22 protein-coding genes and 4 pseudogenes are annotated in these 23,157 nt (G+C 60.2%); 13 read left to right on the top strand and 13 right to left on the bottom strand.

All coding sequences use genetic code 11. The annotated features are described in order from the left end of the window. Window positions 1-94 precede the first annotated feature (94 nt). Complete coding sequence (locus ACZ1HE_RS13835; RefSeq protein ID WP_472621655.1) at window positions 95-703, bottom strand: TetR family transcriptional regulator C-terminal domain-containing protein; 609 nt, start codon at window positions 701-703, stop codon at window positions 95-97. A gap of 183 nt (window positions 704-886) precedes the next feature. Between ACZ1HE_RS13835 and ACZ1HE_RS13830 the strand changes: the two genes are divergently transcribed. The 12 genes and pseudogenes from ACZ1HE_RS13830 (at window position 887) to ACZ1HE_RS13775 (ending at window position 10,571) form a co-directional block, all read left to right on the top strand. Continuing rightward, window positions 887-2,137: a Zn-dependent hydrolase gene (locus ACZ1HE_RS13830; RefSeq protein WP_472621653.1), complete on the top strand. Its 1,251-nt coding sequence runs from the start codon at window positions 887-889 to the stop codon at window positions 2,135-2,137. Beyond that, a complete protein-coding gene (locus ACZ1HE_RS13825; protein WP_472621651.1) occupies window positions 2,134-2,454 on the top strand; it encodes a hypothetical protein in 321 nt (106 codons plus the stop codon). The genes ACZ1HE_RS13830 and ACZ1HE_RS13825 overlap by 4 nt, the downstream gene beginning before the upstream one ends. A 24-nt stretch (window positions 2,455-2,478) precedes the next feature. After that, the gene (hydA, locus tag ACZ1HE_RS13820; protein ID WP_085796035.1) at window positions 2,479-3,933 is read left to right on the top strand and encodes a dihydropyrimidinase; all 1,455 of its coding nucleotides are present in this window, start codon (window positions 2,479-2,481) and stop codon (window positions 3,931-3,933) included. A gap of 57 nt (window positions 3,934-3,990) precedes the next feature. After that, on the top strand, window positions 3,991-4,788 hold the full coding sequence (locus ACZ1HE_RS13815) for an ABC transporter ATP-binding protein (protein ID WP_472621649.1): 798 nt from the start codon (window positions 3,991-3,993) through the stop codon (window positions 4,786-4,788). Between the two features lie 96 nt (window positions 4,789-4,884). Further along, a pseudogene (locus ACZ1HE_RS13810) lies at window positions 4,885-5,803 on the top strand (ABC transporter permease). Continuing rightward, window positions 5,800-6,645 (top strand): ABC transporter permease, encoded by an 846-nt coding sequence (locus tag ACZ1HE_RS13805; protein ID WP_472621647.1) that lies wholly within the window; start codon window positions 5,800-5,802, stop codon window positions 6,643-6,645. Before ACZ1HE_RS13810 ends, ACZ1HE_RS13805 begins: the two are co-directional and overlap by 4 nt. 78 nt (window positions 6,646-6,723) lie before the next feature. Continuing rightward, window positions 6,724-7,710 carry an ABC transporter substrate-binding protein gene (locus ACZ1HE_RS13800; RefSeq protein WP_472621645.1) on the top strand — a complete coding sequence of 329 codons (987 nt, stop codon included), beginning with the start codon at window positions 6,724-6,726 and terminating at the stop codon, window positions 7,708-7,710. Between the two features lie 153 nt (window positions 7,711-7,863). Next, complete coding sequence (locus ACZ1HE_RS13795) at window positions 7,864-8,004, top strand: hypothetical protein (protein WP_472621643.1); 141 nt, start codon at window positions 7,864-7,866, stop codon at window positions 8,002-8,004. Window positions 8,005-8,282: 278 nt separating this feature from the next. Then, entirely contained in the window at window positions 8,283-8,996 is a 714-nt protein-coding gene (locus ACZ1HE_RS13790; RefSeq protein ID WP_472621641.1) for an ABC transporter permease, read from the top strand. Further along, window positions 8,989-9,612, top strand: a complete 624-nt coding sequence (locus ACZ1HE_RS13785) for an ATP-binding cassette domain-containing protein (RefSeq protein ID WP_472621639.1) — start codon at window positions 8,989-8,991, stop codon at window positions 9,610-9,612. Before ACZ1HE_RS13790 ends, ACZ1HE_RS13785 begins: the two co-directional genes overlap by 8 nt. Further along, window positions 9,578-9,727: a hypothetical protein gene (locus ACZ1HE_RS13780; RefSeq protein ID WP_472624613.1), complete on the top strand. Its 150-nt coding sequence runs from the start codon at window positions 9,578-9,580 to the stop codon at window positions 9,725-9,727. The genes ACZ1HE_RS13785 and ACZ1HE_RS13780 overlap by 35 nt, the downstream gene beginning before the upstream one ends. 43 nt (window positions 9,728-9,770) lie before the next feature. After that, window positions 9,771-10,571 carry an ABC transporter substrate-binding protein gene (locus ACZ1HE_RS13775; protein WP_472621637.1) on the top strand — a complete coding sequence of 267 codons (801 nt, stop codon included), beginning with the start codon at window positions 9,771-9,773 and terminating at the stop codon, window positions 10,569-10,571. A gap of 203 nt (window positions 10,572-10,774) precedes the next feature. Here ACZ1HE_RS13775 and ACZ1HE_RS13770 read toward each other — a convergent pair whose 3' ends face one another. The 11 genes and pseudogenes from ACZ1HE_RS13770 to ACZ1HE_RS13720 all read right to left on the bottom strand — a co-directional run bounded on the left by ACZ1HE_RS13770 (window position 10,775) and on the right by ACZ1HE_RS13720 (window position 20,114). Beyond that, entirely contained in the window at window positions 10,775-11,308 is a 534-nt protein-coding gene (locus ACZ1HE_RS13770) for a substrate-binding domain-containing protein (RefSeq protein WP_472621635.1), read from the bottom strand. Between the two features lie 244 nt (window positions 11,309-11,552). Further along, a pseudogene (locus tag ACZ1HE_RS13765) lies at window positions 11,553-11,648 on the bottom strand (helix-turn-helix domain-containing protein); the annotation flags it as partial. A gap of 103 nt (window positions 11,649-11,751) precedes the next feature. Further along, the gene (locus ACZ1HE_RS13760; RefSeq protein ID WP_472621633.1) at window positions 11,752-11,877 is read right to left on the bottom strand and encodes a hypothetical protein; all 126 of its coding nucleotides are present in this window, start codon (window positions 11,875-11,877) and stop codon (window positions 11,752-11,754) included. Continuing rightward, the gene (locus tag ACZ1HE_RS13755) at window positions 11,874-13,148 is read right to left on the bottom strand and encodes a c-type cytochrome (RefSeq protein ID WP_472621631.1); all 1,275 of its coding nucleotides are present in this window, start codon (window positions 13,146-13,148) and stop codon (window positions 11,874-11,876) included. Before ACZ1HE_RS13755 ends, ACZ1HE_RS13760 begins: the two co-directional genes overlap by 4 nt. Next, window positions 13,149-14,345 carry a formate dehydrogenase subunit gamma gene (locus tag ACZ1HE_RS13750; protein WP_472621629.1) on the bottom strand — a complete coding sequence of 399 codons (1,197 nt, stop codon included), beginning with the start codon at window positions 14,343-14,345 and terminating at the stop codon, window positions 13,149-13,151. 97 nt (window positions 14,346-14,442) lie between these two features. Then, entirely contained in the window at window positions 14,443-15,036 is a 594-nt protein-coding gene (gene fdh3B / locus ACZ1HE_RS13745; RefSeq protein ID WP_085796022.1) for a formate dehydrogenase FDH3 subunit beta, read from the bottom strand. Window positions 15,037-15,048: 12 nt separating this feature from the next. Continuing rightward, window positions 15,049-17,944 (bottom strand): annotated as a pseudogene (locus ACZ1HE_RS13740) (formate dehydrogenase subunit alpha). A 161-nt stretch (window positions 17,945-18,105) separates the two neighbouring features. Then, on the bottom strand, window positions 18,106-18,294 hold the full coding sequence (locus ACZ1HE_RS13735) for a twin-arginine translocation signal domain-containing protein (RefSeq protein WP_472621627.1): 189 nt from the start codon (window positions 18,292-18,294) through the stop codon (window positions 18,106-18,108). Between the two features lie 58 nt (window positions 18,295-18,352). Beyond that, window positions 18,353-18,964, bottom strand: a complete 612-nt coding sequence (locus tag ACZ1HE_RS13730) for a TorD/DmsD family molecular chaperone (RefSeq protein ID WP_472621625.1) — start codon at window positions 18,962-18,964, stop codon at window positions 18,353-18,355. Between the two features lie 3 nt (window positions 18,965-18,967). Beyond that, the gene (locus ACZ1HE_RS13725; RefSeq protein ID WP_472621623.1) at window positions 18,968-19,591 is read right to left on the bottom strand and encodes a DUF3306 domain-containing protein; all 624 of its coding nucleotides are present in this window, start codon (window positions 19,589-19,591) and stop codon (window positions 18,968-18,970) included. Beyond that, window positions 19,588-20,114 (bottom strand): annotated as a pseudogene (locus ACZ1HE_RS13720) (DUF3305 domain-containing protein). The gene ACZ1HE_RS13725 and the pseudogene ACZ1HE_RS13720 overlap by 4 nt, the downstream one beginning before the upstream one ends. Before the next feature lie 320 nt (window positions 20,115-20,434). On the opposite strand from ACZ1HE_RS13720, the gene ACZ1HE_RS13715 reads away from it, so the two are divergent. Next, window positions 20,435-22,381, top strand: coding sequence for a 4Fe-4S binding protein (locus tag ACZ1HE_RS13715; RefSeq protein ID WP_472621621.1), 1,947 nt, complete (start codon window positions 20,435-20,437; stop codon window positions 22,379-22,381). Here the strand turns inward: ACZ1HE_RS13715 and ACZ1HE_RS13710 are convergent. Further along, window positions 22,375-23,106, bottom strand: a complete 732-nt coding sequence (locus ACZ1HE_RS13710; RefSeq protein WP_472621619.1) for a hypothetical protein — start codon at window positions 23,104-23,106, stop codon at window positions 22,375-22,377. The two genes, ACZ1HE_RS13715 and ACZ1HE_RS13710, sit on opposite strands and share 7 nt — an antisense overlap. Window positions 23,107-23,157: the final 51 nt, after the last annotated feature.

The following is a 23,157-nucleotide window of genomic DNA, read 5'->3' as shown; positions in this document are numbered from 1 at the left end:
GGGTCAAGTTGCATAGCCGCCACTGGTTGGGCCCGCAGCGTTTGGTGCTTTTGGGCTCAGAGCGGACCAAAGCGACACTCAGACATGGGTTTGCTTAGGGAGTGAGCAGGCGCAGATAGAGCGTTTCCAGGAACGGATCGGCGCCGTCGAACGGATCTTCGTCCCCCAAGATGGCCCGGACCTGCACGTCGAAGTCGGCGTAGTGTTGGGTCAGCGACCAAACCGAAAACAGCAGGTGATACGGGTGGACGCGGGCAATTTTGCCGTCTGCCATCCAGCGCTCGAGCAGTTTGGTTTTCTCGTCCACAAGCGTTTTCAGATCATCGTTCAGTGCGTCATGAATTCGTGGCGCGCCTTGCACGATTTCATTGGCAAACAGGCGGCTTTCGCGGGGGAAATCGCGGCTCATCTGCAGCTTGCGGCGGACATAGGCCATGATCTCGGACAGTGGTTCACCATCCTCGTCCATTTCGCGCAGCGGATCCAGCCAAGTGTCCATCAGTTGGGCCAAAAGGGCGTTGTGCATGTCCACCTTGGAGGGGAAGTAATAGAGAAGATTGGGCTTGGACAGCCCCGCCTCACTGGCGATTTGATCCACCGTTGCGCCGCGGAATCCATTGGCCGAAAACACGTTCAACGCCGCCTCAAGGATCGCGGCACGGTTCTTTTTCTGGATCCGTGTCGGGCTGCGGTCCTTTGGCATGGGGCGATTGTCCTTTGTTGGCTGCGCGATTGCCGTGCAGAGTGCATTTTTTACCAGCATTTTTGCGGGTCTGTGCCGCAATTTCTTGACTGGTGTCAAACCCGTGATAGCGTGAGTTTGACCGTTTGGTCAAATCACATACCAAGAGCGAGCCAATCGCAAGCAAGCAACAGGGGATGAGACATGGCAGCGCCAGCCGCGAATATGAAGATCAATGGCGAACGCCTGTGGGACAGTCTGATGGAGATGGCCAAGATCGGCCCGGGCGTCGCAGGTGGCAACAATCGCCAGACTTTGACGGATGAGGACGGCGAAGGCCGCGCCCTGTTCCAAAGCTGGTGCGAGGCGGCGGGTTGCTCGATGGGTCTGGATCAGATGGGCAACATGTTTGCCCGGCGCGAGGGGACGGATCCCGAAGCGCTGCCAGTTTATGTGGGCTCTCACCTGGATACGCAGCCGACGGGCGGCAAGTATGACGGCGTCTTGGGGGTGCTTGGCGGACTGGAAATTCTGCGCACGCTCAATGACTTGGGGATCAAGACCAAACATCCCATCGTGGTGACCAATTTCACCAACGAAGAGGGAACGCGCTATGCTCCGGCGATGCTGTCATCCGGTGTGTTTGCGGGTGTTCACACGCAGGATTGGGCCTATGACCGCGAGGATGCCGAGGGCAAGAAGTTCGGTGATGAGCTGAAACGCATCGGCTGGCGTGGCGATGAAGAGGTCGGTGCGCGCAAGATGCATGCCTTTTTTGAGCTGCACATCGAACAGGGGCCGATTTTGGAAGCAGAAGGCAAGGACATCGGTGTGGTCACCCATGGTCAGGGCCTGAGTTGGACGCAAGTCACGATCGAGGGCAAGGATCTGCACACCGGATCAACGCCCATGCCGATGCGCAAGAATGCAGGGCTTGGCATGGCGCGGGTGCTGGAAAAGGTCGACGAGATCGCCTGGTCCCACGCACCTCACGCAGTGGGAGCGGCGGGTCATGTCGATGTCTATCCGAACTCGCGCAACGTGATCCCGGGCAAGGTGGTGTTTACAGTTGATTTCCGCTCGCCAGACCTGAGCGTGATCGAAGACATGGAAGCGCGCCTGAGGGTCGAAGGCCAAAAAATCGCGGACGACATGGGCTTGAGCATTGAATTCGAGAAGGTGGGCGGGTTCGATCCGGTGACCTTTGACGAGGGATGTGTGGCGGCCGTGCGCAGTGCCGCTGAACGGCTGGGGCATACGCATCTGGATATCATTTCCGGTGCCGGTCACGATGCTTGCTGGATCAACCGGGTGGCCCCGACCGCGATGGTCATGTGCCCCTGCGTGGATGGTCTGTCCCACAACGAAGCCGAAGAGATCAGCCCCCAATGGGCGGCTGCGGGCGCGGATGTGCTGTTCCACGCGGTGGTGGAAACCGCTGAAATCGTGGAGTGATTCAACACGACCTCTCCATCCCCGATCGGATAGGCGATCTGATTGCGATGGAAGTGACCGAGTTCGATGTGAGCTCGGTCCAAGGGGCGGCGACATTGGAGGCGTTTGAACGCGCCACCTGTCCGCCAACCCGGGTCGAGGTGCAATTCAGCGGCGGCGTCATGCAGACGTGTTGGGCGGTGACGCGGTCCAACGGGGATTACCGGGTAATCTATCTGCCGCTGGCGGGATATTTTTCGCTTTGTGTCGAGAGCCAGTTCGGCCCGCTCGACATCGGCGTACATGGAAGTGCGATCGGCTGCTTCAGCTCGGTCTGACAAGAAAAACAGGGAGTTATCGCTATGAGTACAGTCATCAAGAACGGCACGGTCGTCACGGCTGACCTGTCTTACAAGGCGGATGTGTTGGTTGAGGGCGGTCAGATCATCGAGATTGGCATGGGGCTGAGCGGTGACGAGGAGCTTGACGCCACCGGCTGTTACGTGATGCCGGGTGGCATTGATCCGCATGTGCATCTGGAAATGCCCTTCATGGGCACATACTCCAGCGATGATTTCGAAAGCGGCACTCGCGCAGGGCTTGCCGGTGGCACCACCATGGTGGTGGATTTCTGTCTGCCCAATCAGGGTGAAAGCCTGCTGGATGCGATCAAACGCTGGGACAATAAATCGACCCGCGCGAACTGCGACTATTCTTTCCACATGGCGGTGACCTGGTGGGGCGAGCAGGTGTTCAACGACATGAAAACCGTGATCGAGCAGCGCGGCATCAACACGTTCAAGCACTTCCTGGCGTACAAGGGCGCGCTGATGGTGAACGATGACGAGCTGTTCTCGTCCTTCAACCGTCTGGCCGAACTGGGCGGCATCGCCATGGTCCACGCTGAAAACGGCGACGTGGTGGCCGAGATGACTGCCAAGCTGCTGGCCGAGGGTAACACCGGCCCCGAGGGGCACGCCTATTCGCGGCCCAGCCAGGTTGAGGGCGAAGCCACCAACCGTGCGATCATGATCGCCGACATGGCGGGCGTGCCGCTCTATGTGGTGCACACCTCGTGCGAAGAGGCGCACGAGGCGATCCGCCGGGCCCGGATGCAGGGCAAACGCGTCTGGGGTGAGCCGCTGATCCAGCACCTGACCTTGGATGAGCGCGAGTATTTCCACGAGGATTGGGACCATGCAGCTCGCCGGGTGATGAGCCCGCCGTTCCGCGATGCGCGCCATCAGGAGAGCCTGTGGGCCGGTCTGCAGGGCGGATCGCTGTCGGTTGTGGCGACGGATCACTGTGCCTTTACGACCGAACAGAAACGCTATGGCGTGGGTGATTTTTCGAAGATCCCCAATGGAACCGGGGGGCTTGAAGATCGGATGCCGATGCTCTGGACCCATGGCGTTGAAACCGGGCGGCTGACACCGAATGAGTTTGTGGCCGTTACGTCGACCAACATTGCCAAGATCTTGAACTGCTACCCCAAGAAGGGCGCAGTTCTGGTTGGGGCGGATGCCGATCTGGTTGTTTGGGACCCGAATAAAACGAAGACAATTCAGGCGTCTACGCAGCAAAGTTCTATCGACTACAACGTGTTCGAAGGCAAAGAGGTCAAAGGCTTGCCGCGCTTTACCCTGACCCGTGGACAAGTCGCTGTGTACGATGGCGAAATCCGCACCCAGGAGGGCCATGGCAAGTTTGTTGAACGTGAGGCCAACACGCCCGTCAACCGCGCACTCAGCAGCTGGAAAGAGCTGACGTCACCGCGTCCGGTCGAGCGCACCGGTATTCCTGCCACTGGCGTATAATTTGGATCTGGGCCGCTTTTTGCGCGGCCCAATTTCCTGTCTTTACAAGGCGATAGAATGACTACTGAAAACACCACCCAGCCTGTGATCGAGGCGAGGCAACTGGATCTGACGTTTCAAACCAACGATGGTCCAGTGCACGCGCTCAAGGATGTGAACCTTGAGATCAACAAGGGCGATTTTGTCAGCTTCATCGGTCCCTCGGGCTGTGGCAAGACCACGTTCTTGCGGTGCATCGCTGCCCTTGAAGCACCCACCGGCGGCAGTCTGAGCGTCAATGGCATGACCCCGGACGAGGCGCGGCGCAACCGGGCTTATGGTTATGTGTTTCAGGCTGCGGGCCTATATCCTTGGCGCACGATTGCCAAGAACATCAAACTGCCGCTCGAAATTATGGGATACTCTAAGTCCGATCAGGAAAAGCGCGTCAACGACGTGCTGGAACTTGTTGATCTAGAAGGGTTTGGCGGCAAATATCCCTGGCAGCTGTCAGGGGGGATGCAACAACGCGCCTCGATTGCGCGGGCGCTGGCCTTTGACGCGGATATCCTGCTTATGGACGAACCGTTCGGGGCGCTGGATGAGATTGTGCGCGATCACCTGAACGAGCAGCTGTTGCAGCTGTGGGCGCGGACCAACAAGACCATCGGCTTTGTTACCCACTCGATCCCCGAGGCGGTGTACCTGTCGACGAAGATCGTGGTGATGAGCCCGCGACCGGGCCGGATCACGGATGTGATCGAAAGTCCGCTGCCCAAGGAACGCCCCCTGGACATTCGCGACACACCCGAGTTCATCGAAGTGGCGCATCGGGTCCGCGAGGGTCTGCGGGCAGGGCATGCAGATGCAGCATAACTCCATGAAAGAGGGCGTCACTGGTGCTGTGACATGCGTGCACAACACGTGCACCACCCGTACACCGCCGCAATGCGGCAATAAGGAGGGGCTGGTATGAAATCCGTTCTGGCCGTTCTGACTGTTGTCGCTGCCATCATCGTGCTGTGGTACGCTGCCTGCGTTCCGATGAACATCAAAGGCGTTCTGGTTGAGGTCGAGCGTGCGGGAGCCGAGGTGCAGCCGCCATCCGCCAAGGATCGCCGCGACATGGGCGAGCTTGGTTTGGTTCTAAACAACAGCTTCGCTATCCCTGCAACCTGGGAGCAGGACCGTCCGCGATTGCCTGCGCCGCATCAGGTGGCGACCGAGCTGTGGAAGACCACAGTGGGCAAAAAGATCACCTCGAAACGCTCGCTGATCTATCACGGCTGGGTGACTTTGAGCGCCACACTCTTGGGGTTTGCCATCGGGACAGGGTTGGGCATTCTGCTGGCCGTGGGGATCGTACATTCCAAGGTGATGGATATGTCGGTGATGCCATGGGCCATCGTCAGCCAGACCATCCCGATCATTGCGCTGGCACCGATGATCATCGTGGTGCTTTATTCCGTGGGCGTTCAGGGGATCATCCCCAAGGCGGTGATATCGGCTTACCTAAGCTTCTTCCCGGTCGTTGTCGGCATGGTGAAGGGGCTGCGCAGCCCGGATCACATGCAGTTGGATCTGCTGCGGACCTACAATGCCTCGCAAAGCCAAGGGTTCTGGAAGCTGCGCCTGCTTAGCCTCGATGCCTTACCTGTTTGCCTCACTCAAGATCGGCATCGCGGCCTCGCTGGTGGGGGCCATTGTGGGTGAGTTGCCGACAGGGGCCGTGGCGGGCCTTGGCGCGCGTCTGTTGGCGGGGAGCTATTATGGTCAGACGGTGCAGATCTGGTCGGCGCTGTTTGCCGCTGCCATTCTTGCCGCCTGTCTGGTGGCGTTGCTGGGCCTGATTGAACGGATGGTTCTGAAACGGATGGGGATGGCGTCATGATGTTGATTGTGCTGGCCCTTCTGGTCTGGATCGCCGGATGGTGGATCAACACGCGCCTGGCAGAGGGACCGCAGGCGGGCACGCGCGCGGTGCAATTGCTTGTGCCGGTGATCTTTGGGGTGACCATCCTCGTCGTCTGGGAACTGGTGGTCCGAGGGCTGCAAGTGCCATTGGTGATTTTGCCGCCGCCCTCGATGATTGCCGAGCGGTTTGGATCATCGATGCCGATCTTGTGGGCGGACTTTGCCCAGACGTTCCTGAAAGGCGCGTTGAGTGGCTACATTATTGGGTGTGGCGCGGCGTTTCTGATGGCGATTGCTGTGGACAGGTATGAGTTCTTGCGTTTGGGACTGCTGCCTGTGGGCAACTTCGTTGCTGCGCTGCCCATTGTGGGGACCGCGCCCATTCTGGTGATGTGGTTCGGCTTTGACTGGCAGTCCAAGGCAGCCGTTGTGGTGGTCATGGTGTTCTTTCCGGTGCTGGTGAACACAGTGGCGGGCCTGCGTGAAACCACGGCGATGCAGCGCGACCTGATGGAGACTTATGCCGCCAGTTATTGGCAGAGCTTCTTCAAGCTGCGCCTGCCAGCGGCGATGCCCTTCATTTTCAACGGGCTCAAGATATCGACCACACTGGCGCTTATCGGTGCGATTGTGGCCGAATTCTTTGGCTCGCCTACCGTGGGCATGGGGTTCCGCATATCGACCAGCGTGGGACAACTTGCGCTAGACATGGTCTGGGCTGAAATTGTGGTGGCCGCGCTGGCGGGTTCGCTGTTTTATGGCTGTGTCGCGATGATCGAAAAAACGGTGACCTTCTGGCACCCATCGCAGAGAGGATAAATGGGGGATCAAGGAGCATTTCAATTTCAAGACCCTGACAAACGGGGCAGAAAAACAAACCAACAAGGAGAGAAGACAATGAAAAAGCTACTGAGTGGCGCCGCTCTGGCCGCAGGATTTGCGGCGACGTCGGCCCTGGCAGCCGATGAGGTCAAACTGCAGCTGCAATGGGTGACGCAAGCCCAATTCGCCGGGTATTACGTGGCACTCGACAAAGGGTATTACGGCGAAGAAGACCTGGATGTGACTATCCTGCCGGGTGGCCCCGACATTGCGCCGCCGCAGGTTCTGGCCGGTGGTGGCGCTGATGCGATGCTGAACTGGATGCCCTCGGCGCTGGCGGCACGGGAAAAAGGCCTGCCGGTGGTGAACATCGCACAGCCGTTCAAATCGTCCGGCCTGATGCTGACCTGCTGGAAGGACACCGGGATCACCGGGCCGCAGGACTTCAAGGGCAAGACCATTGGCGTCTGGTTCTTCGGCAACGAATACCCGTTCCTCAGCTGGATGAGCCAGGAGGGGATCAGCACCGATGGCGGCGATGACGGCGTGACGGTTCTGAAACAGGGCTTCAACGTCGACCCGCTGCTGCAGCGTCAGGCGGACTGTATCTCGACCATGACCTACAACGAATACGGTCAGGTGCTGGATGCGGGCGTGTCCGAGGACGAGCTGGTGACCTTCAAGTATGAGGACATGGGTGTAGCAACGCTCGAGGACGGCATTTATGTGCTCGAAGACAACCTGTCCGACCCGGCCTTCAAGGACAAGATGACCCGCTTTGTGCGTGCCTCGATGAAAGGGTGGAAATATGCCGAAGAGAACCCGGGCGAGGCTGCGGGCATCGTGCTGGACAACGACGCCAGCGGTGCTCAGACCGAAGCGCATCAGGTTCGGATGATGGGTGAGATTGCCAAGCTGACCGCAGGCAGCAACGGCGCGCTTGACCCGGCTGATTTCGACCGGACGGTGAGCACGCTGTTGGCCGGTGGCTCCGATCCGGTGATCACGGCCAAGCCCGAAGGGGCCTGGACGCATGACATCACCGATGCGGCACTGAAGTAAGCCGTTTTCCAAGCTATGAGTAGCGTCCCCGCGTTGGGGCGCTGCTTCTTTGGACGAAAATGGCATCTCTCACGTGAATGACGTGCCGGGTGTCTCTGATCCAGACAATTTTTCAAACATTCCGAGATTCAGAAGCGCTCCCGCCCGTCGTTGATGCCCCTGACGGGTCATCGCCTCCCGTTGGGCCGCGCCTCGCTGCGCTCGGTGGTCGGTGCCTGTGGCGGAGCGGATGCCTCGACCGGAACCGCGCCGGGCTTTGCCCGGCGCCCGGCCCAAGGCCGCTCGCGGTGCTGACGCAGTCAGGATCGCTCGGGTGCGGGAGTGTCCCGCCTGCCAAACACGTTCAATATCAATTTTGAAATGAATGTCAGCGCCTGTTTTGCTCTGCTGTTGTAGGTCAGTCTAAGAACCGAATGTGGAGGAAAGTCCGAGGGTGTAGGCGCAAAGTGTCCAACCCGCGCGGTTTTTGAATGCGGTTGGTCGGTTCTGATGTGGAAATGGCTGAGTAATGTGTTAGTTTTTTGGTGTAATATGTTGAATAACATCCACTATCTATCAGCTGAACGTAGAAAATGCAGGAATTTTCGCAAGAATTCATGACGGCGCTTGGACTCATCTTCACCGGTGACCCAGAGCTATGGGCGATTGTCCTGCTGTCGCTGAAGGTTTCTGTTTGGGCCGTGGTCATCGCAGCGCTGATCGGCATGCCTTTGGGTGCGGGACTGGCGGTTGGACGGTTCCCGGGGCGGCGGGCTCTGATCGTTTTGATAAACGCGCTGATGGGGTTGCCGCCAGTGGTTGTTGGGCTGCTCGTGTATCTGATGCTGTCACGGTCCGGGCCGCTTGGTGTACTGCAGTTGCTTTACACCCCGACGGCCATGATCATCGCGCAAGTGGTTCTGGTGACGCCAATCATCGCAGCTCTGACACGGCAGGTGGTCGAGACTCTGGCGGTGGAATATGACGAGCAATTGCGGTCCCTGGGCGTATCGCGCCTGTCGTCCGTTCCGGTCCTGCTCTGGGATGGGCGCTTGGCGCTGATGACAGCGTTGTTGGTCGGCTTTGGTCGCGCCATTGCCGAGGTGGGCGCGGTGATCATCGTGGGCGGCAACATCAATCACGTGACCCGGGTGATGACGACGACCATTGCGCTTGAGACCTCCAAGGGTAACTTGGCGTTGGCGCTGGCTCTCGGGGCGGTTCTGATTGCACTGGCGGTGACTGTCACAGGCGCTGTGAGCGTATTGAGCTTGCGCGGCGAGCGTCAGGGGCTGGGCCATGCGTGATTTTCCGGTCATGACCGATCATCCGACCCTAAGCATTCGGGGGCTCAGCATCGCGCGGGACGGCAAGGCGCTGCTCAATGTGGATCACCTGGATCTGGACGGCCCCGGGCCAACGATCATCCTTGGTCCAAACGGGGCGGGTAAAAGCTTGCTGCTGCGCTGTTTGCATGGGCTCATCACGCCTGATCGTGGAATGGTCACCCAAGGTAGGCAAGCCCTCACAGATCAGGTGCGGGCCGGGCAAGCGATGGTGTTCCAGCGCCCAGTGCTGCTGCGCCGGACAGTGGCGGGTAATCTGGACTTTGTGTTGCGGCGCCGGGGACTGTCGTGGGCTGCGCGCAAGTCGGAGTGTGAGACGCTGCTGACGCAGGGCGGGTTGGCGGACAGAGCACGGCAGTCGGCGCGTTCTTTGTCGGGCGGGGAAGCACAGCGGTTGGCAATCCTTCGGGCCTTGGCTTGCAAACCGTCAGTGCTGTTTCTGGACGAACCCACCAGTGCGTTGGATCCGCAAGCTACGCAAGAGATCGAACAGATGGTCCAGCAAGCCTCGGATCAGGGCCTGCGTGTGGTGATGGTGACCCATGACATTGGCCAGTGCACGGCGTCTTGCGCGTGATGTGGTGATGATGCATGGCGGACTCGTCGTAGAACAGGGGCGTGCGGAGCAGATGTTTGCCGCGCCTCAAAACGATTTGACCCGGCGGTTCTTGTCCGGCGGGTTGATGGTGTGACCTCGAGACAGATGGAGAGACACGAGGTATGGTGAGAAATTGGATGCGCGCGGCAATAGCCGTGTTTGCTCTGGCGGTGGGATCGGCACAGGCTGCGGATCCGTTCATCGTGGTGCAATCGACCACGTCGACGCAAAACTCCGGGCTCTTTGAAGCGATCCTGCCATGGTTCGAAGCCGAAAGCGGGATTGACGTGCGGGTTGTGGCTGTAGGCACCGGTCAGGCAATCCGAAACGCACGCAACGGCGATGGTGATGTGCTGCTGGTGCACGCCAAACCTGCCGAAGAGGTATTTGTCGCCGAAGGCTGGGGCGTGTCGCGCCAAGACGTGATGTATAATGATTTTGTCATTGTTGGTCCCAGCGACGATCCGGCGGGCATTCGTGGCGGGTCTGATGCGGTGGCTGCCTTCACCGCGATTGCCGAGGCTGGGGCGGTCTTTGTTTCGCGCGGGGACGATAGTGGTACCCACAAGGCCGAGTTGCGCCAATGGGGCCTGGCTGGTGTGGATGTGGCCCAAGTCTCGGGCGATTGGTACCGCGAGACCGGGTCTGGCATGGGGGCAACGCTGAACGTCGCGGCCGGCATGGGCGCCTATGCGCTGACTGACAGGGCAACTTGGTTGGCTTTCGGCAATGCTCATGGGCTGGAGGTGTTGGTCGAAGGCGATCAGGGATTGTTCAACCAGTACGGCGTCATCCTGGTGAACCCCGAAAAACATCCTGGCGTCCGTGCCGAGGCCGGGCAGCGGTTCATTGATTGGCTGGTTGGGCCTGACGGGCAAGCGGCAATTGCTGGCTACAAGCTGGACGGTGAACAGCTTTTCTTTCCAAACGCACAATAGGTTCTGCGCGACCTATCGGTCTTGCGTCCTGCGGACGGCGGGGCCAGGCTCATGCGGGCTTTGCCCGCATGAGCCTGGCCCAACGGGAGGAGGTGTCCCGCCAGGGGCATCGACGACGGGCGGGAGCGCTTGGGGTGCTGATGATTTGGCCTGTGGCCAAGGTCTTCGGCGACCGTACTTGGGAACAAGAAGAAAAGGGCGCGTCAGCCGCTGGCGCCATTGTGGTGTATCTGGCCTGCGTGTGCCAGGTCGTAGCCGCCCATCTCATCTGCGCGGGCGGCGAAACCGTCCGAGCGCAGGAACGACAATAGCGCCTGCATCGGTGCATCAAAGGCAGCGCGTCGCCAGATGGCCAGATCCACGCGCTCGCTATGGGTGGGAACAAAGCCCAGCCGATAGAGCTTGGCCATGGCCCCCAATCCGAACCCGATCTCTCCTTTGCCGCTCTGCAGAGCAATAGCCATGTCCTCTTCGGTGCGCGCGCAAGGAGCAGGGGTTTGCAGGTCCTCGGGCGATAGACCACGTGCGGTTAATTCGGACAGGAACAGGTGTTGGCTCGCCGCCGTCGGTTGGCGCAAGACGACGCGGCGCCCGATCAAGTCGCCAAAACCATCGATGTCTGTAACTCCGGGGGCCAGTAGCAATCCGCGTTGTCTGCGGGCGACCTCGATCAGCACCACCGGGGCCTCGCCCAGTGCGATCGCGCAAAGCGCGCGTGTTGAACCCGTCTTCTTCATGGATATGCAACGCCGCAGCCTGCGCCGAGCGGTCGGCCAACCGGGTTAGCCCATCGAACGAGCCGTCATAATACGTCGCCAACCCCGAGCCGCTTTCGCGGATGGCCCAGTCGAGCAGCGGGTCGTGGCTGCCGGCAACGATGGCGGGCAGGGGAGGTTCGGCCACTTGTGGGCCGGTGTGTGATGCGGCAAGCCACGCAGCAATTTCGGCGCGCGGGAACAGCAGTTTTCCGGTGGCGCGCACGCAAGGAATCTCGCCGGATGAGACAAGATCGTAGACCTTGCGCTCACCCAAACGAAGCAGTTCAGCCAGTTCGCGGGTGGTCAGGTAGTCGGACATTTGAGGCGTGTTTCGTTTTATTAGATGAAAGGGTCCAACAGAAAACACGTTCGACCGAAGGGAGAGGCAGTGTTTTCTGTTTCCGGCGAAAACGCAACATGCGCTAGTCGAGGCGCACCGAGGAACTGGTGGTGCTGTCAGCAGCAGTGAACCCCACGGCCTGCAGCGCATACGGGGCGGCAACGGTGATCACAGCCATTGCGACAAGGGCGGCAAGAAAGGCTTTCATTTCGTGTCCTCCGGTGCTGTGGCGCGACGCAAATAGGCGATCAGATCGGCGCGGTCCTGCGCTTTTGCGATCTGTTGCATCGGCATCTTTGATCCGGGAATGTAATGGTCTGGGCCCTGATCGAAAAGCTGATTTATCGTGTCATCTGACCAGATTATGTCCGATCCCGTCAATGTCTGCGAATAAAGATATCCCGGTACAGTGCCTGCTGGCCTGCCGAAAACTCCGTGAAGCGTGGGCCCCGCACGCCGCTTCCCATCTGGCGTCAGTGCGTGGCAGATCGAGCATTTGCGCGCAAACTGCCGCTCGCCATTGTCCATCTCGTCGGGGTCCTTGAGAAAACTGCGGGCGTCTTGGGCCATCTGCTCATGTTCGCTGAGCGAAGCCAGCGGCCAGCTGTACATGGCGTCATCAATGCCGCCTGCGTGGATGTTCTGGCCATCGGCCGAAAAGGCCAGCGCCCAGATGGGGCCGCGCAGGGTGGCGCGAAAATCACGGGTAATGCGCCAGCTTTGGGTATCGATTACCATGATGTACCCCTCGCCATCGCCTACGGCGAGATGGCCACGATCCGGGCTGAGCGCCAGTGCCAGAATGGGGCGGCGGTCGAGGGTGAAGTCGTGCAACTCCTCTCCGCTTTTTAGGTCTAGAATGCGAGTGCCGCCGTCAACTGCGCCATAGGCCAGCCAGCCGTCATCGGGGTTGATCAAAAGTTCGTTCAGACCAAAGCCGTGGCGCAGCAGTTGTTGGCGCTCTTCGCCTGTAGCCACATCCCACAGGCGCAGGGTGCCGTCGGTACCAGCGGAATAGAGCTGCGTTCCATCTGGGGAAAAGGTGACTGCATTGATGCCGCCACTGCCCACGGGAAGCATTTGCGAAGGGCTGCCATCCAGTGGCCAGATCCCGATGGTGCCGTCCCAGCTGGCGCTGGCGACATGGGTTTTGCTGGCAGCGAGATCGACGATCTTGCCTTTGTGGCGGCCCAGAACTTCGCCTCCGGGCCAATGGCGCAGGGTGAAGTCGTCGCCCGCGGAGTAGACCCCTGTGCCGTTGAACAGCACAACGTTCACTGCGGCCTCATGCCCTTCGAGCCATTGAGGGGCGCCATCGGTCCAGAGCCCCACCGTGTTGTCGAAACTTGCGGTGGCGATGCGACCGTCAGGTGCGCTGGCGATGCCCATGATCGGGCCGCCGTGGCCTTTGAGGGTAAAGAAATCCGAGGCCGCCGAAGCAGGCGGCAGCAACAAAAGCACGGCCAGCAGCGCGCGCATCTATTCGGCGGGTGAGGTCGCGCCGCTTTGAGTTTCGGCGTCCTTGACCTCTTCTAGCCAATTTGGGTGATGTTCGCGCGCCCATTGTTCTTCGACTTCGCCGGTGCTCATGGCGTCAAACGCACCTTCCATGCCGACCGAGCCCAAATAGATGTGGGCGAATATGATGGCGAGGAAGCCATAGGCAACCATGACGTGCCACACCTGAGCATATTGCATCTCTTCATGGGGCGACATCTGCTCGGGCAGGTTCAGGCCCATCAGTTCAGGCAGACCTGTGGCATTGGCGATGACAAAAGTCTTGGCAAACATCGGCATTTCAAAGGGAAAGAGTAGCGACAGGCCCGACAAGCTGATCGAGACCCCTAGCACGACGCAGGCCCAGAAGATGATCTTTTGCCCGGCGTTGAACTTGCGCGCGGGCGGGTGCGAGCCCTTGGTGAACAGGCCACCGCCAGCGGCCAACCATTTGAGGTCGAGCTTGTTGGGAATGTTGTGGGCGACCCAGTTTACGGTGATGATCACCAGCCCAAGCATGAAGGCCCAGGCGATGTTGTTGTGCAGCCATTTGCAGGCCTGCGCGATCGTGGCAAAGCCGTCTCGTCCAATCAGGGGGATCAGGAAGTCGCGGCCATAGAGCGTGATCAGTCCGGTCGCACCCAGGATCAGGAATGACCCACCAAACAGCCAGTGGCCAAAGCGTTCAAACCCGTTGAACCGCAGGATGCGACGGCCCGTGCGTTCGCCTTCGATGCGGATTTTGCCACGCAGGATGAAGAAGAGGACCAGCAGGCCCAGCATACCGCCAATGATGTATGTCCCGTAGGTGCGCAGGGGGCCAGTGCGGAAGGTAAGCCACCACATGCCGCCGTCCTGGATGATCACATCCGAGGCTGGTCCACGAGAGGAAACCGTAATGTCCGCAGAACCATAGCGAAGCGAACGATAGAGATCGCTGTCGGACGCCACTCCACGTGTGCCGAGTTGCCCGATCAACGCCTCGGTGTTGCTAGCGCCGGTGTTAGAGGATCGATACTCGTCATCGACCTTTTCGCCGCGCTGACGCGCCATGATGTCTTCGAGCGTTGTGGCGCCGCCAGTCTCAGCGCGAGGCGCCTCTGGGGCGGCCTCTTGCGCAGCAACGGGGAAGGCCGTCACAAAATAGGCAAGGATAAGGGCGGCAATGAAACGGAACATGTCGGCAGTCCTGTTGTCTATGCGTCAGGGAACGGCCCGCAAAGGCGGGCCATCCCAAGGATCAGAGTGGGGTCACATCAGTGCGACCCCAGCGGCATCAGCCGCCTTTCTGTTCATAGGCGGTTCCCCAGCCCCAGGCGCCGGTGCCAAAACCGCGCGCCACAACGCGCTCGCGGTAGATGGCCGACACCACGTCGCCGTCGCCAGCGAGCAGGGCCTTGGTAGCACACATCTCGGCGCAAAGGGGCAGTTTGCCCTCGGCGATCCGGTTGCGGCCATATTTGGCGAACTCGGCGGTGGAGTGGTTTTCCTCGGGGCCACCGGCGCAGAAGGTACATTTGTCCATCTTGCCGCGTGAGCCGAAGTTGCCCGCCTGCGGATACTGCGGCGCGCCAAAGGGGCACGCGTAGAAGCAATAGCCGCAGCCGATGCACAGGTCCTTGGAGTGCAGAACCACGCCTTCTTCGTTCTGGTAGAAACAATCCACCGGACACACCGCCATGCAGGGCGCGTCAGAACAATGCATGCAGGCCACGGAAATCGACCGTTCGCCAGGTTTGCCATCATTGATGGTCACCACGCGGCGGCGGTTGATGCCCCAGGGCACTTCATGCTCGTTCTTACAGGCCGTGACACAGGCATTGCATTCGATGCAGCGTTCAGAGTCACAAAGAAACTTTGCTCTTGCCATGTTGGGTCCTCCTTACGCTGTCCAGATTTTGCAGAGAGTGGTCTTGGTCTCTTGCATCTGGGTCACTGAATCATAGCCATAGGTCTGTGCCGTATTCGAGCTTTCGCCCAGCACATAAGGGTCTGCGCCTGAGGGGTATTTGTGCCTCAGGTCATCGCCTTGGAAGTGGCCACCGAAATGGAATGGCATGAAGGCCACTCCGGCTCCGACCCGTTCGGTCAGCATCGCCATCACTTTGACTTTGCCACCTTCGGGGCCTTCGACCCAAACCTGAGAGCCATCCCGAATGCCAAGGTTGTTGGCATCGCGTGGATTGATTTCGACGAACATGTCCTGCTGAAGCTCAGCAAGCCAGGGGTTCGACCGGCTCTCTTCGCCGCCACCTTCGTATTCCACCAGACGACCTGACGTTAGGATTATCGGGTAATCCTTTGAAAAGTCGTTCTTTTGGATCGACGCATAAAGGGTCGGCAGGCGATAGCTCTGACGGTCCTCGTAGGTGGGATAGTCCTCCACCAGATCGCGACGTGGTGTGTAAAGCGGCTCGCGGTGCAGCGGGATCGGATCCGGGAAGGTCCAGACCACTGCGCGGGCCTTGGCGTTGCCAAAGGGGGCACAACCATGTTCGATCGCAACCCGCTGGATGCCGCCCGACAGGTCGGTTTTCCAGTTGGTCTTGGGACCGGCAACCGCGTCGATTGCGGCGCGTTCGTCGTCGGTCAGATCACCATCCCAGCCCAGATCCATCAGCATCTGCATCGTGAATTCAGGATAGCCATCCTGAATTTCCGAGCCCACTGAATAGACGCCTTCGGCCAGCAGGTTGTCACCATCACGTTCCACGCCAAAGCGGGCGCGGAAAGTCAGGCCGCCTTCGGCCACCGGTTTGGACATGTCATAGAGGTTTGGTGTCCCCGGATGCCCCATTTCGGCCGTACCCCAACATGGCCATGGCAGACCATAGTAGTCTCCATCTGCCGGTCCACCGTTGGCGCGCAACGTGGTGCGGTCAAAGGTGTGCTGGTTCGCCATATGCAGCTTGAGCCGGTCCGGATCCTGTCCGGTGTACCCGATGGTCCAGAGACCACGGTTGAACTCTCGCGTGATGCTTTCGACGTTTGGCGTTTCCGGATCGTCCATCTCGATGTTGCGGAACAGGCGATCTGCCCAGCCGAACTTGTTGGCGAACTTGGCCATGATGACCTCATCCGGCAAGCTCTCGAACAGCGGTTCGACAACCTTGTCGCGCCACTGGAACGAGCGGTTCGACGCGGTGACCGAGCCACGGGTTTCAAACTGCGTACATGCAGGCAGCAGGTAAACCCCGTCGGTGCGATCATGCAGAACGGCCGAGACAGTCGGGTAGGGATCAACCACCACCAGCATGTCCAGCTGTTCCATCGCCGTCTTCATCTCAGGACCGCGCGTTTGCGAGTTTGGCGCGTGACCCCAAAGCACCATGGCTCGAACCTTGTTGGGTTGGTCCATGTTGTCGGCGTCCTCAAGTACCCCGTCGATCCAGCGACTGACCGGGATACCCCGCTCATTCTGGAGCGACTTGTCCTTGCCGTCCTTGTCCTTGATGGAATCAAACTGGCTGGCAAGCCATTCGGGCTCTTCTTCCCAAACGCGAGCCCAGTGACCCCACGCACCCTTGGACAGGCCATAATAGCCAGTGCAGGGTGTGAGACAGCACGCCCAGATCGGTCGCGCCTTGCACGTTGTCGTGGCCGCGGAAGATGTTGGTGCCACCACCCGAGGTGCCCATGTTGCCAAGGGCCAGTTGCAGGATGCAGTAGGCGCGGGTGTTGTTGTTGCCGTTGGTGTGCTGCGTGCCACCCATGCACCAGATCACCGTGCCGGGGCGGTTGTTGGCCATGGTGCGCGCGACGCGGCGCAGCTGTTCACCGGGGGTGCCGGTGACGCGTTCGACCTCATCCGGGTTCCACTTGCGAACTTCTTCGCGGATCTGGTCCATGCCCCAAACACGGGTGCGGATGAACTCTTTGTCCTCCCAACCGTTTTCGAAGATGTGCCACAGAAGACCCCAAACCAAAGCAACGTCCGTGCCCGGACGGAAGCGGACATATTCATCGGCATGGGCTGCGGTGCGGGTAAAGCGCGGGTCGCAGACGATGAGCGGCGCGTTGTTCTGCTCTTTCGCACGCAGAACATGCAACAGCGAGACGGGGTGCGCCTCGGCCGGGTTGCCGCCGATGATGAAGATGGCCTTGGAGTTGTGGATGTCGTTGTAGCTGTTGGTCATGGCGCCGTAGCCCCATGTGTTCGCCACACCCGCAACAGTGGTCGAGTGACAAATCCGGGCCTGGTGATCCACGTTGTTCGTGCCCCAATAGGCGGCGAACTTGCGGAACAGATAGGCCTGTTCGTTGTTGTGCTTGGCTGATCCCAGCCAGTACACGCTGTCAGGTCCGCTTTCCTGGCGGATGTTCATCATGCCGTCGCCGATCTCGTTGATCGCCTCATCCCAGCTGATGCGCTTCCACTCTCCACCCTCTTTCTTCATCGGGTATTTGAGGCGGCGCTCGCCATGCGCGTGCTCGCGCACCGACGCGCCCTTGGCGCAATGGGCACCCAGGTTGAACGGGCTGTCCCAACCAGGTTCTTGCCCGATCCAGACGCCGCTGGAAACCTCGGCCACCACGGTGCAGCCGACGGAACAATGGGTACAAACGGATTTGACTGTCTCAACGGCGGTGCCCGCCGCTGTCTGGGCGCTGGCCTGTGTCACGGTTCCACCCGTGGCACTGATCGCGGCCAAGCCGCCGATCGCCAGCCCCGAACCACGCAAAAAGGCGCGGCGGTCGACGGTTTTCTCGCCAACCTGGGACAGGATACTTGTCCGCTGGGGGCGTCTCGCAACCCCGTTGGTCTTTTTCCTTAACATTTCTTTCCTCCCTTGCTGGCCACGGGGGTCGTGGCTGGCTTGGTACTCTCCTCCGATAACCGGGGATCAAGGGCCTCTCGCTACCTCTCTCTCCGGGGTGACGGCGTCCGGGGGCTCCGGGCGTGGTCTTGGTGTCCGCGCGCACATCGCGCGCGTCGGCGTCAGAAACGGGCGCTGTCCAGATATGCGCGGGTGTGCGCGGTATCTTGAATGCGTGTTTCGTCCACGGGCAGGTCGGCCGCTTCGGCCTTGCCGCTTAGGGTGGCCGCAGCAACAGCAGCGGGTGCTGCAGTTCCGGCCAGTTTCAGGAAGTCGCGGCGGGTTGCGCCGGTTTCCTCTGGTTTGCTCATGGGAGTCTCCTTTCCCTTGGCAGTTATGGCGCCCGCGTGGGGCGCCGGTTGGTGGCGGTCAATCCGCCGTCATCCGAAAGCCGTCGCGTTCGATTTCCATGAACACACGACCGGCAGCGCCGACCGAGGCATAGAGCACCGAGTGTTCGGCGGCTTCGAGATCCGAATAGAAATGTCCGGCCCACGGGCCGATGTGTTTGTTGTAAAATGTTTTTTGATCCTCGAGCGAGGCAGGTGCGCCAAAGCGGCCCACGATCAACCCGGCCATCATCTCCATCATGGAGGCGATGTTGTCTTCGGGTTCATAGACGTTGGGCGCGCGGGTGATGGTGCGTGCAGCCATGTCGCCGCGCAGCTGGGCCAGCGGTTTTTCGTTCAGGAATCCGGTGAGGTAGTAACTGGCGTACGGCAGGAGTTCTCCGCGGCCCAAACCAATGAAAAGCGCGTTGAATTCGCGTTCTGCGGCGGCGGGTTTGGTGACGCGTGCAACACGGGCCAGTGCGGTGATGGCCTGTCCCAAGTCCGTGTCGTCGCCCGAGAGGCCCGCGATCTGGTCCAGCAGCATCTGGTCTGGCGGACCGGCCAGGATCAGCCCGAGGAAATTGTAGAAATCAGCGCGCAGCCGATCTTCCTCTGTAACTGTGGTATCTGGCTGCTGGGCTGTGGCCATGGGTTATCCTTCGAATTCGAACCGCATGCGGCGCGGGGTTGGGGAGTAAATAGGGAAGGCGGGCTCTTCGCCGACCCCTGACGGGGTCACCTCATCGCCCGGGTCGGATGCTGGCGCATCCTCCGCCAGTGCCGCCAGAGGTTCTGGCTCGTCTGGGTCGGGGAGGCTGGGAGCGGTGTCGACGTCAAGTTCTTCGGCGGTGGGGGTTTGGTCTTCGGGGTCTTCGTCTGCTTTGGCCAGTGCCTCGACATGGGCCAGCATGCCCTTGCCAACCTGATAAGCGGTTTGCAGGTTTTCGATCACGCAGGCCGCGTCGGTGTAATCCTCGCCATAGTCCACCAGCCCATCGACATTGGCCAGCACCGGGTTGAGCCGCCAGAGCCTGCGCAGTGCGCGGCGGCGGAGACGGTCGGGCACAGCTTTGGCCATGAAGCCAGAGACGTCATCGCCCATTTGCAGGCTGTCGGGGTCGGGGAGGTTCAGCTCTGTCAGGATATCAGCATCGCTGCGCTCGTCCGCTTGAAGTTCCGCGTCTTCAATGTGCAAGGCCAGGGCGGTCTCTTCCGCCTGTGCCTCGGCTTGAACGGCCGCTTTACGCTTGCTCCAGAAATCGCGGGCTTGGGTCATTGTAGGACCCTCCTGGGGGCGCGATAGACATCTGAGGTCTGTCTGATCCTTGGGTCGCCCTTGCCATCCTCGGATAAGTCCACACGTTTCTTGTCGCGGCGGCGTTTTACGAAGTGTTCGGGCTGATAGTGTTCTTGCGTGAAATCCCGAACCCAGGCGATCAGACCCGGTGTCATTGGGATTTTCTCGACGATATCTTCGCCCGTGTCGGCGTAATCCTGCCCCTCGAACGGTGAGGCGGTCACAAGCACCGCCTCGAGCGGCGGGTCGCCATCACGTTCTTCTCGCAGGACCAGATAGATTGAGGGCTGGCCATCGGCCAGATTGGTGACATAGGCCTCGGCCTCGGCTGCCCAGAGAACAAGAGGAAGGGTGGCGGCGTGGTAGTCCACAACCGCCCCCTCGCGACGCAACTCGGCCCAATCCGCAGGGCCTGCACCGGAAGCACCGCAACAGCCTTCCACGTCCATTTGGCCCAGCGGGTTACGCCGGGTGATTTCCGGACGACGACGCCCAGAGGCATTTCTATGTGAATAGCGGCCTGCGCCACGAGCTCCTCCCCGAAAGGCTCTCCCCTTCCTTCCGTAGGGGGAACTATAAACGGAACGGACGGTCTGCCAAGCCCTGCAAAGGGTAATAGCATCAATTGAAAGTTACATTTTTTGGCGTAATGGCCGATTCTCGTATCGCCTAAAGTCAAAATTTAGAGCGGACCGTGTGCAAAGAAAGGGCGGGCCGCAAAAACGTGATCGGGTTTTGGCGCGGGGTTTACCCGCAGGGTGTCGTGCGCCTAGGCTGTGTCAGGAGAGAAACGGGCAGTCTTGGGCGGCCCGAGGGGAGAATATGGTCAAGTCACTGATTTTATGCGACTGCGCCGGATCGCAACATCTGGATGTGTCTGCGATCGAGGCAGGGTGTGGGCTGAGCTGTAGCAGGATTCACACCGCGCTGTGCACCACTGAATTGTCAGCAGCTGAGGCAGCGTTGCACGAGGGAGAGGCGTTGATCGCCTGCCAGCAGGAGCGCGCGACGTTTGAGGCGCTGGCGGAGGATATGGATGTAGACCTGCCCGGGTTTGTCGATCTGCGCGATCGTGCGGGATGGGGCGAAGGGGACGCAGGGCCCAAGATGGCGGCGCTTGCGGCCGAAGCGTTGTTGCCCACGCCAGAGACACCAGCGGTGGATGTGATCAGCGAAGGCGTCTGTTTCATCATTGGACCGGGAGAGGTTGTTGAACCACTGGCGTCAAGGTTGGGGTCTGTGTTGGCGGTGACGGCCTTGGTCTCGGATGAGGCCGAAGTGATGCAATCCGAGGCGTTTGATGTGATCCGGGGTCAGGTGCGGCAGGTACGTGGCGCTTTGGGTGGCTTTGAGGTTCACATAGACCGCTTGCAAGTGATCGAACCCGCAGGACGAGGGGCGCAGCTTTGGGCTGATCCCGGGGATGGCGCGCGTTCGGCCTGTGATATTGTGATTGACCTGTCCGGAGGGGTGCCGTTTGTGCCTGCACCTGAAAAGCGCGAGGGATATCTGCGCGCCGATCCGCGTGATCCTGTGGCAGTTGCTGATTTGGCGTTTGAGGCGGTGCAACTAACAGGGACGTTTGAAAAGCCGCTTTATGTACAGCTAGAAGAAACGCTCTGCGCCCATTCGCGAGCCGAGCAGGTGGGGTGTTCGAACTGTCTGGACATTTGCCCAACCGGCGCGATTACGCCTGCAGGAGATCATGTGACGATTGACCCGATGGTCTGTGCAGGCTGCGGGGCCTGCGCGGCGCTGTGCCCGTCGACCGCGATCACCTATCAGGATCCCGGTGTCGGCTTTGTTCTTGCGCGGATGCAGATGCTGGCGCGTAGCTATCGCAAGGCGGGTGGGGTTGCTCCGCGACTGTTGGTGCATGACGCGCACGGGGCCGAGATGATCCGGCTGGCGGCGCGCTTTGGGCGTGGATTGCCCGGCGACGTTATTCCGATGGAATTGCAGGTTATTTCCGGGTTTGGTCACGCCGAAATGTTGGCGGGTCTGGCCCATGGGTTTGCGCAGGTGCAAGTGCTGCTGGCGCCCAAGACAGAACGCGATGCATTGGATCGCGAGCTGGTTCTGGCCGAGGCGATTGGGGGCGCTGGCAAACTGGGGCTGATCGACGTTACGGACCCTGATGCGCTGTCGGATGTGCTCTATGGAGCCGAGGTGGTTGAACCGTTGGCTGATCCGGTGCTGCCCATGGGCAACCGGCGTCAAATAGCGCGGTTGGCGGCGCAGGCGTTGAACCCCGGTGGTGAGACGCTGCCTTTGCCAGAGGGCGCGCCTTATGGCGCGGTGGCGGTGAACACTGACAGCTGCACATTGTGCCTGAGTTGTGTGTCGCTGTGCCCGTCCGGCGCGCTGATCGACAATCCGGATATGCCACAACTGAACTTTCAGGAAGACGCTTGTTTGCAATGTGGAATGTGCCAGACGATCTGCCCGGAACAGGCGATCACATTGGTGCCGCAACTGGACCTGAGCGATGGTGCGCTCAGCCAGCGGGTTCTGAACGAGGAAGAACCCTTTGCCTGTATCGAATGCGGGTCGCTCTTTGGGGTGAAATCCACCATCGAGCGGGTGATGGACAAACTGGTAGGCGTCAATCCGATGTTTGCTACGACAGATCAGGCCCGGGTGATGCAGATGTGTGATGACTGCCGGGTCGAGGCGCAGTTTCACAGCAAAGACAATCCGTTCCAGGCTGCTCCTAAACCTCGTGTGGTGCGCACCGAAGATTATTTCAGCAAGCGCAAGGATCACTGAAATTGCAGCGGTGCCCCCAGATCGGCCGCAGGCACGGCGGCCACAAAGGCCAGGATTGCGTCCAGATCGTCCAGCGTCATCTCTACCGGCACAATGGGAGATGGACGCTCGGGGCTGAAGGGTTCGGTCACGTCTTCGATCTGGGTAAATGCGCCGTGGGGTTTCAGGACATAGAACTGCTGAAACCGGTCCGACCAATCGGGAAAGGCGCGCAACACCGCAAAGGATGGCGTCGAACCCAGGCCGCTCATCCGGTTGCGCGGCCCAATCACGTGACACCGCCCGCAGTGGGCCAGCGCCAGATCTTCACCAAGCATGGCGTCGCCGTCAAAGTCGGGGGCTTCTTCAACTTCGACCACCTCGAAATTCGCGGTAAAGGGATTGGTTCCGTCGATCTGGAAGCTTTCAATGGTGCGCTTGCCGATGTCCGACAGCATCCAGTCACGGAACCGCCGCGGTTTGTCATCTTCTGGCACTCGCAGAAAATATGTGACCTCTTCATACTGAAACACAGGATCACCGGGCGCGCTGTTGGTGATTTGCAGCGCGCCGCCCGTCTCGACGGCCTGAACACGCACTCCGGTCTTGAGAGAGAAGCGCGGAAGGATATGTTTCAGAAGACCAGATCGTACCACTTTGTCGGGCGCAGTCAGTCCAAGCGCCTCTTGAGACCAAGAGGGGCTGGCGGTCAGGACAATGCTCAGGCACAACAGGGCAAAGCGCATGGTGTCAGCCTAAGTCGGGCGGGTATGATGCGTCAAATACAGGAAATGAAT

It is taken from the genome of Falsiruegeria sp. JB4-1 (genome assembly GCF_055693495.1).
Note: the sequence above shows the minus strand (reverse complement) of the source record. Positions and strands in the feature narration are given on the sequence as shown.

Excerpts from the sequence above, each read along its gene's own strand:
- ACZ1HE_RS13775 (WP_472621637.1), top strand. The coding sequence starts at position 9,771 with ATGCGCGCGGCAATAGCCGTGTTTGCTCTGGCGGTGGGATCGGCACAG.
- ACZ1HE_RS13830 (WP_472621653.1), top strand. The coding sequence starts at position 887 with ATGGCAGCGCCAGCCGCGAATATGAAGATCAATGGCGAACGCCTGTGG.
- ACZ1HE_RS13780 (WP_472624613.1), top strand. The coding sequence starts at position 9,578 with ATGACATTGGCCAGTGCACGGCGTCTTGCGCGTGATGTGGTGATGATG.
- ACZ1HE_RS13730 (WP_472621625.1), bottom strand. The coding sequence starts at position 18,964 with ATGGCCACAGCCCAGCAGCCAGATACCACAGTTACAGAGGAAGATCGG.
- ACZ1HE_RS13835 (WP_472621655.1), bottom strand. The coding sequence starts at position 703 with ATGCCAAAGGACCGCAGCCCGACACGGATCCAGAAAAAGAACCGTGCC.
- ACZ1HE_RS13770 (WP_472621635.1), bottom strand. The coding sequence starts at position 11,308 with ATGAAGAAGACGGGTTCAACACGCGCGCTTTGCGCGATCGCACTGGGC.
- ACZ1HE_RS13795 (WP_472621643.1), top strand. The coding sequence starts at position 7,864 with ATGCCCCTGACGGGTCATCGCCTCCCGTTGGGCCGCGCCTCGCTGCGC.
- ACZ1HE_RS13815 (WP_472621649.1), top strand. The coding sequence starts at position 3,991 with ATGACTACTGAAAACACCACCCAGCCTGTGATCGAGGCGAGGCAACTG.
- ACZ1HE_RS13725 (WP_472621623.1), bottom strand. The coding sequence starts at position 19,591 with ATGACCCAAGCCCGCGATTTCTGGAGCAAGCGTAAAGCGGCCGTTCAA.
- ACZ1HE_RS13785 (WP_472621639.1), top strand. The coding sequence starts at position 8,989 with ATGCGTGATTTTCCGGTCATGACCGATCATCCGACCCTAAGCATTCGG.
- ACZ1HE_RS13715 (WP_472621621.1), top strand. The coding sequence starts at position 20,435 with ATGGTCAAGTCACTGATTTTATGCGACTGCGCCGGATCGCAACATCTG.
- ACZ1HE_RS13710 (WP_472621619.1), bottom strand. The coding sequence starts at position 23,106 with ATGCGCTTTGCCCTGTTGTGCCTGAGCATTGTCCTGACCGCCAGCCCC.
- hydA (WP_085796035.1), top strand. The coding sequence starts at position 2,479 with ATGAGTACAGTCATCAAGAACGGCACGGTCGTCACGGCTGACCTGTCT.
- ACZ1HE_RS13735 (WP_472621627.1), bottom strand. The coding sequence starts at position 18,294 with ATGAGCAAACCAGAGGAAACCGGCGCAACCCGCCGCGACTTCCTGAAA.
- fdh3B (WP_085796022.1), bottom strand. The coding sequence starts at position 15,036 with ATGGCAAGAGCAAAGTTTCTTTGTGACTCTGAACGCTGCATCGAATGC.
- ACZ1HE_RS13805 (WP_472621647.1), top strand. The coding sequence starts at position 5,800 with ATGATGTTGATTGTGCTGGCCCTTCTGGTCTGGATCGCCGGATGGTGG.
- ACZ1HE_RS13750 (WP_472621629.1), bottom strand. The coding sequence starts at position 14,345 with ATGTTCCGTTTCATTGCCGCCCTTATCCTTGCCTATTTTGTGACGGCC.
- ACZ1HE_RS13790 (WP_472621641.1), top strand. The coding sequence starts at position 8,283 with ATGCAGGAATTTTCGCAAGAATTCATGACGGCGCTTGGACTCATCTTC.
- ACZ1HE_RS13800 (WP_472621645.1), top strand. The coding sequence starts at position 6,724 with ATGAAAAAGCTACTGAGTGGCGCCGCTCTGGCCGCAGGATTTGCGGCG.
- ACZ1HE_RS13755 (WP_472621631.1), bottom strand. The coding sequence starts at position 13,148 with ATGCGCGCGCTGCTGGCCGTGCTTTTGTTGCTGCCGCCTGCTTCGGCG.
- ACZ1HE_RS13760 (WP_472621633.1), bottom strand. The coding sequence starts at position 11,877 with ATGAAAGCCTTTCTTGCCGCCCTTGTCGCAATGGCTGTGATCACCGTT.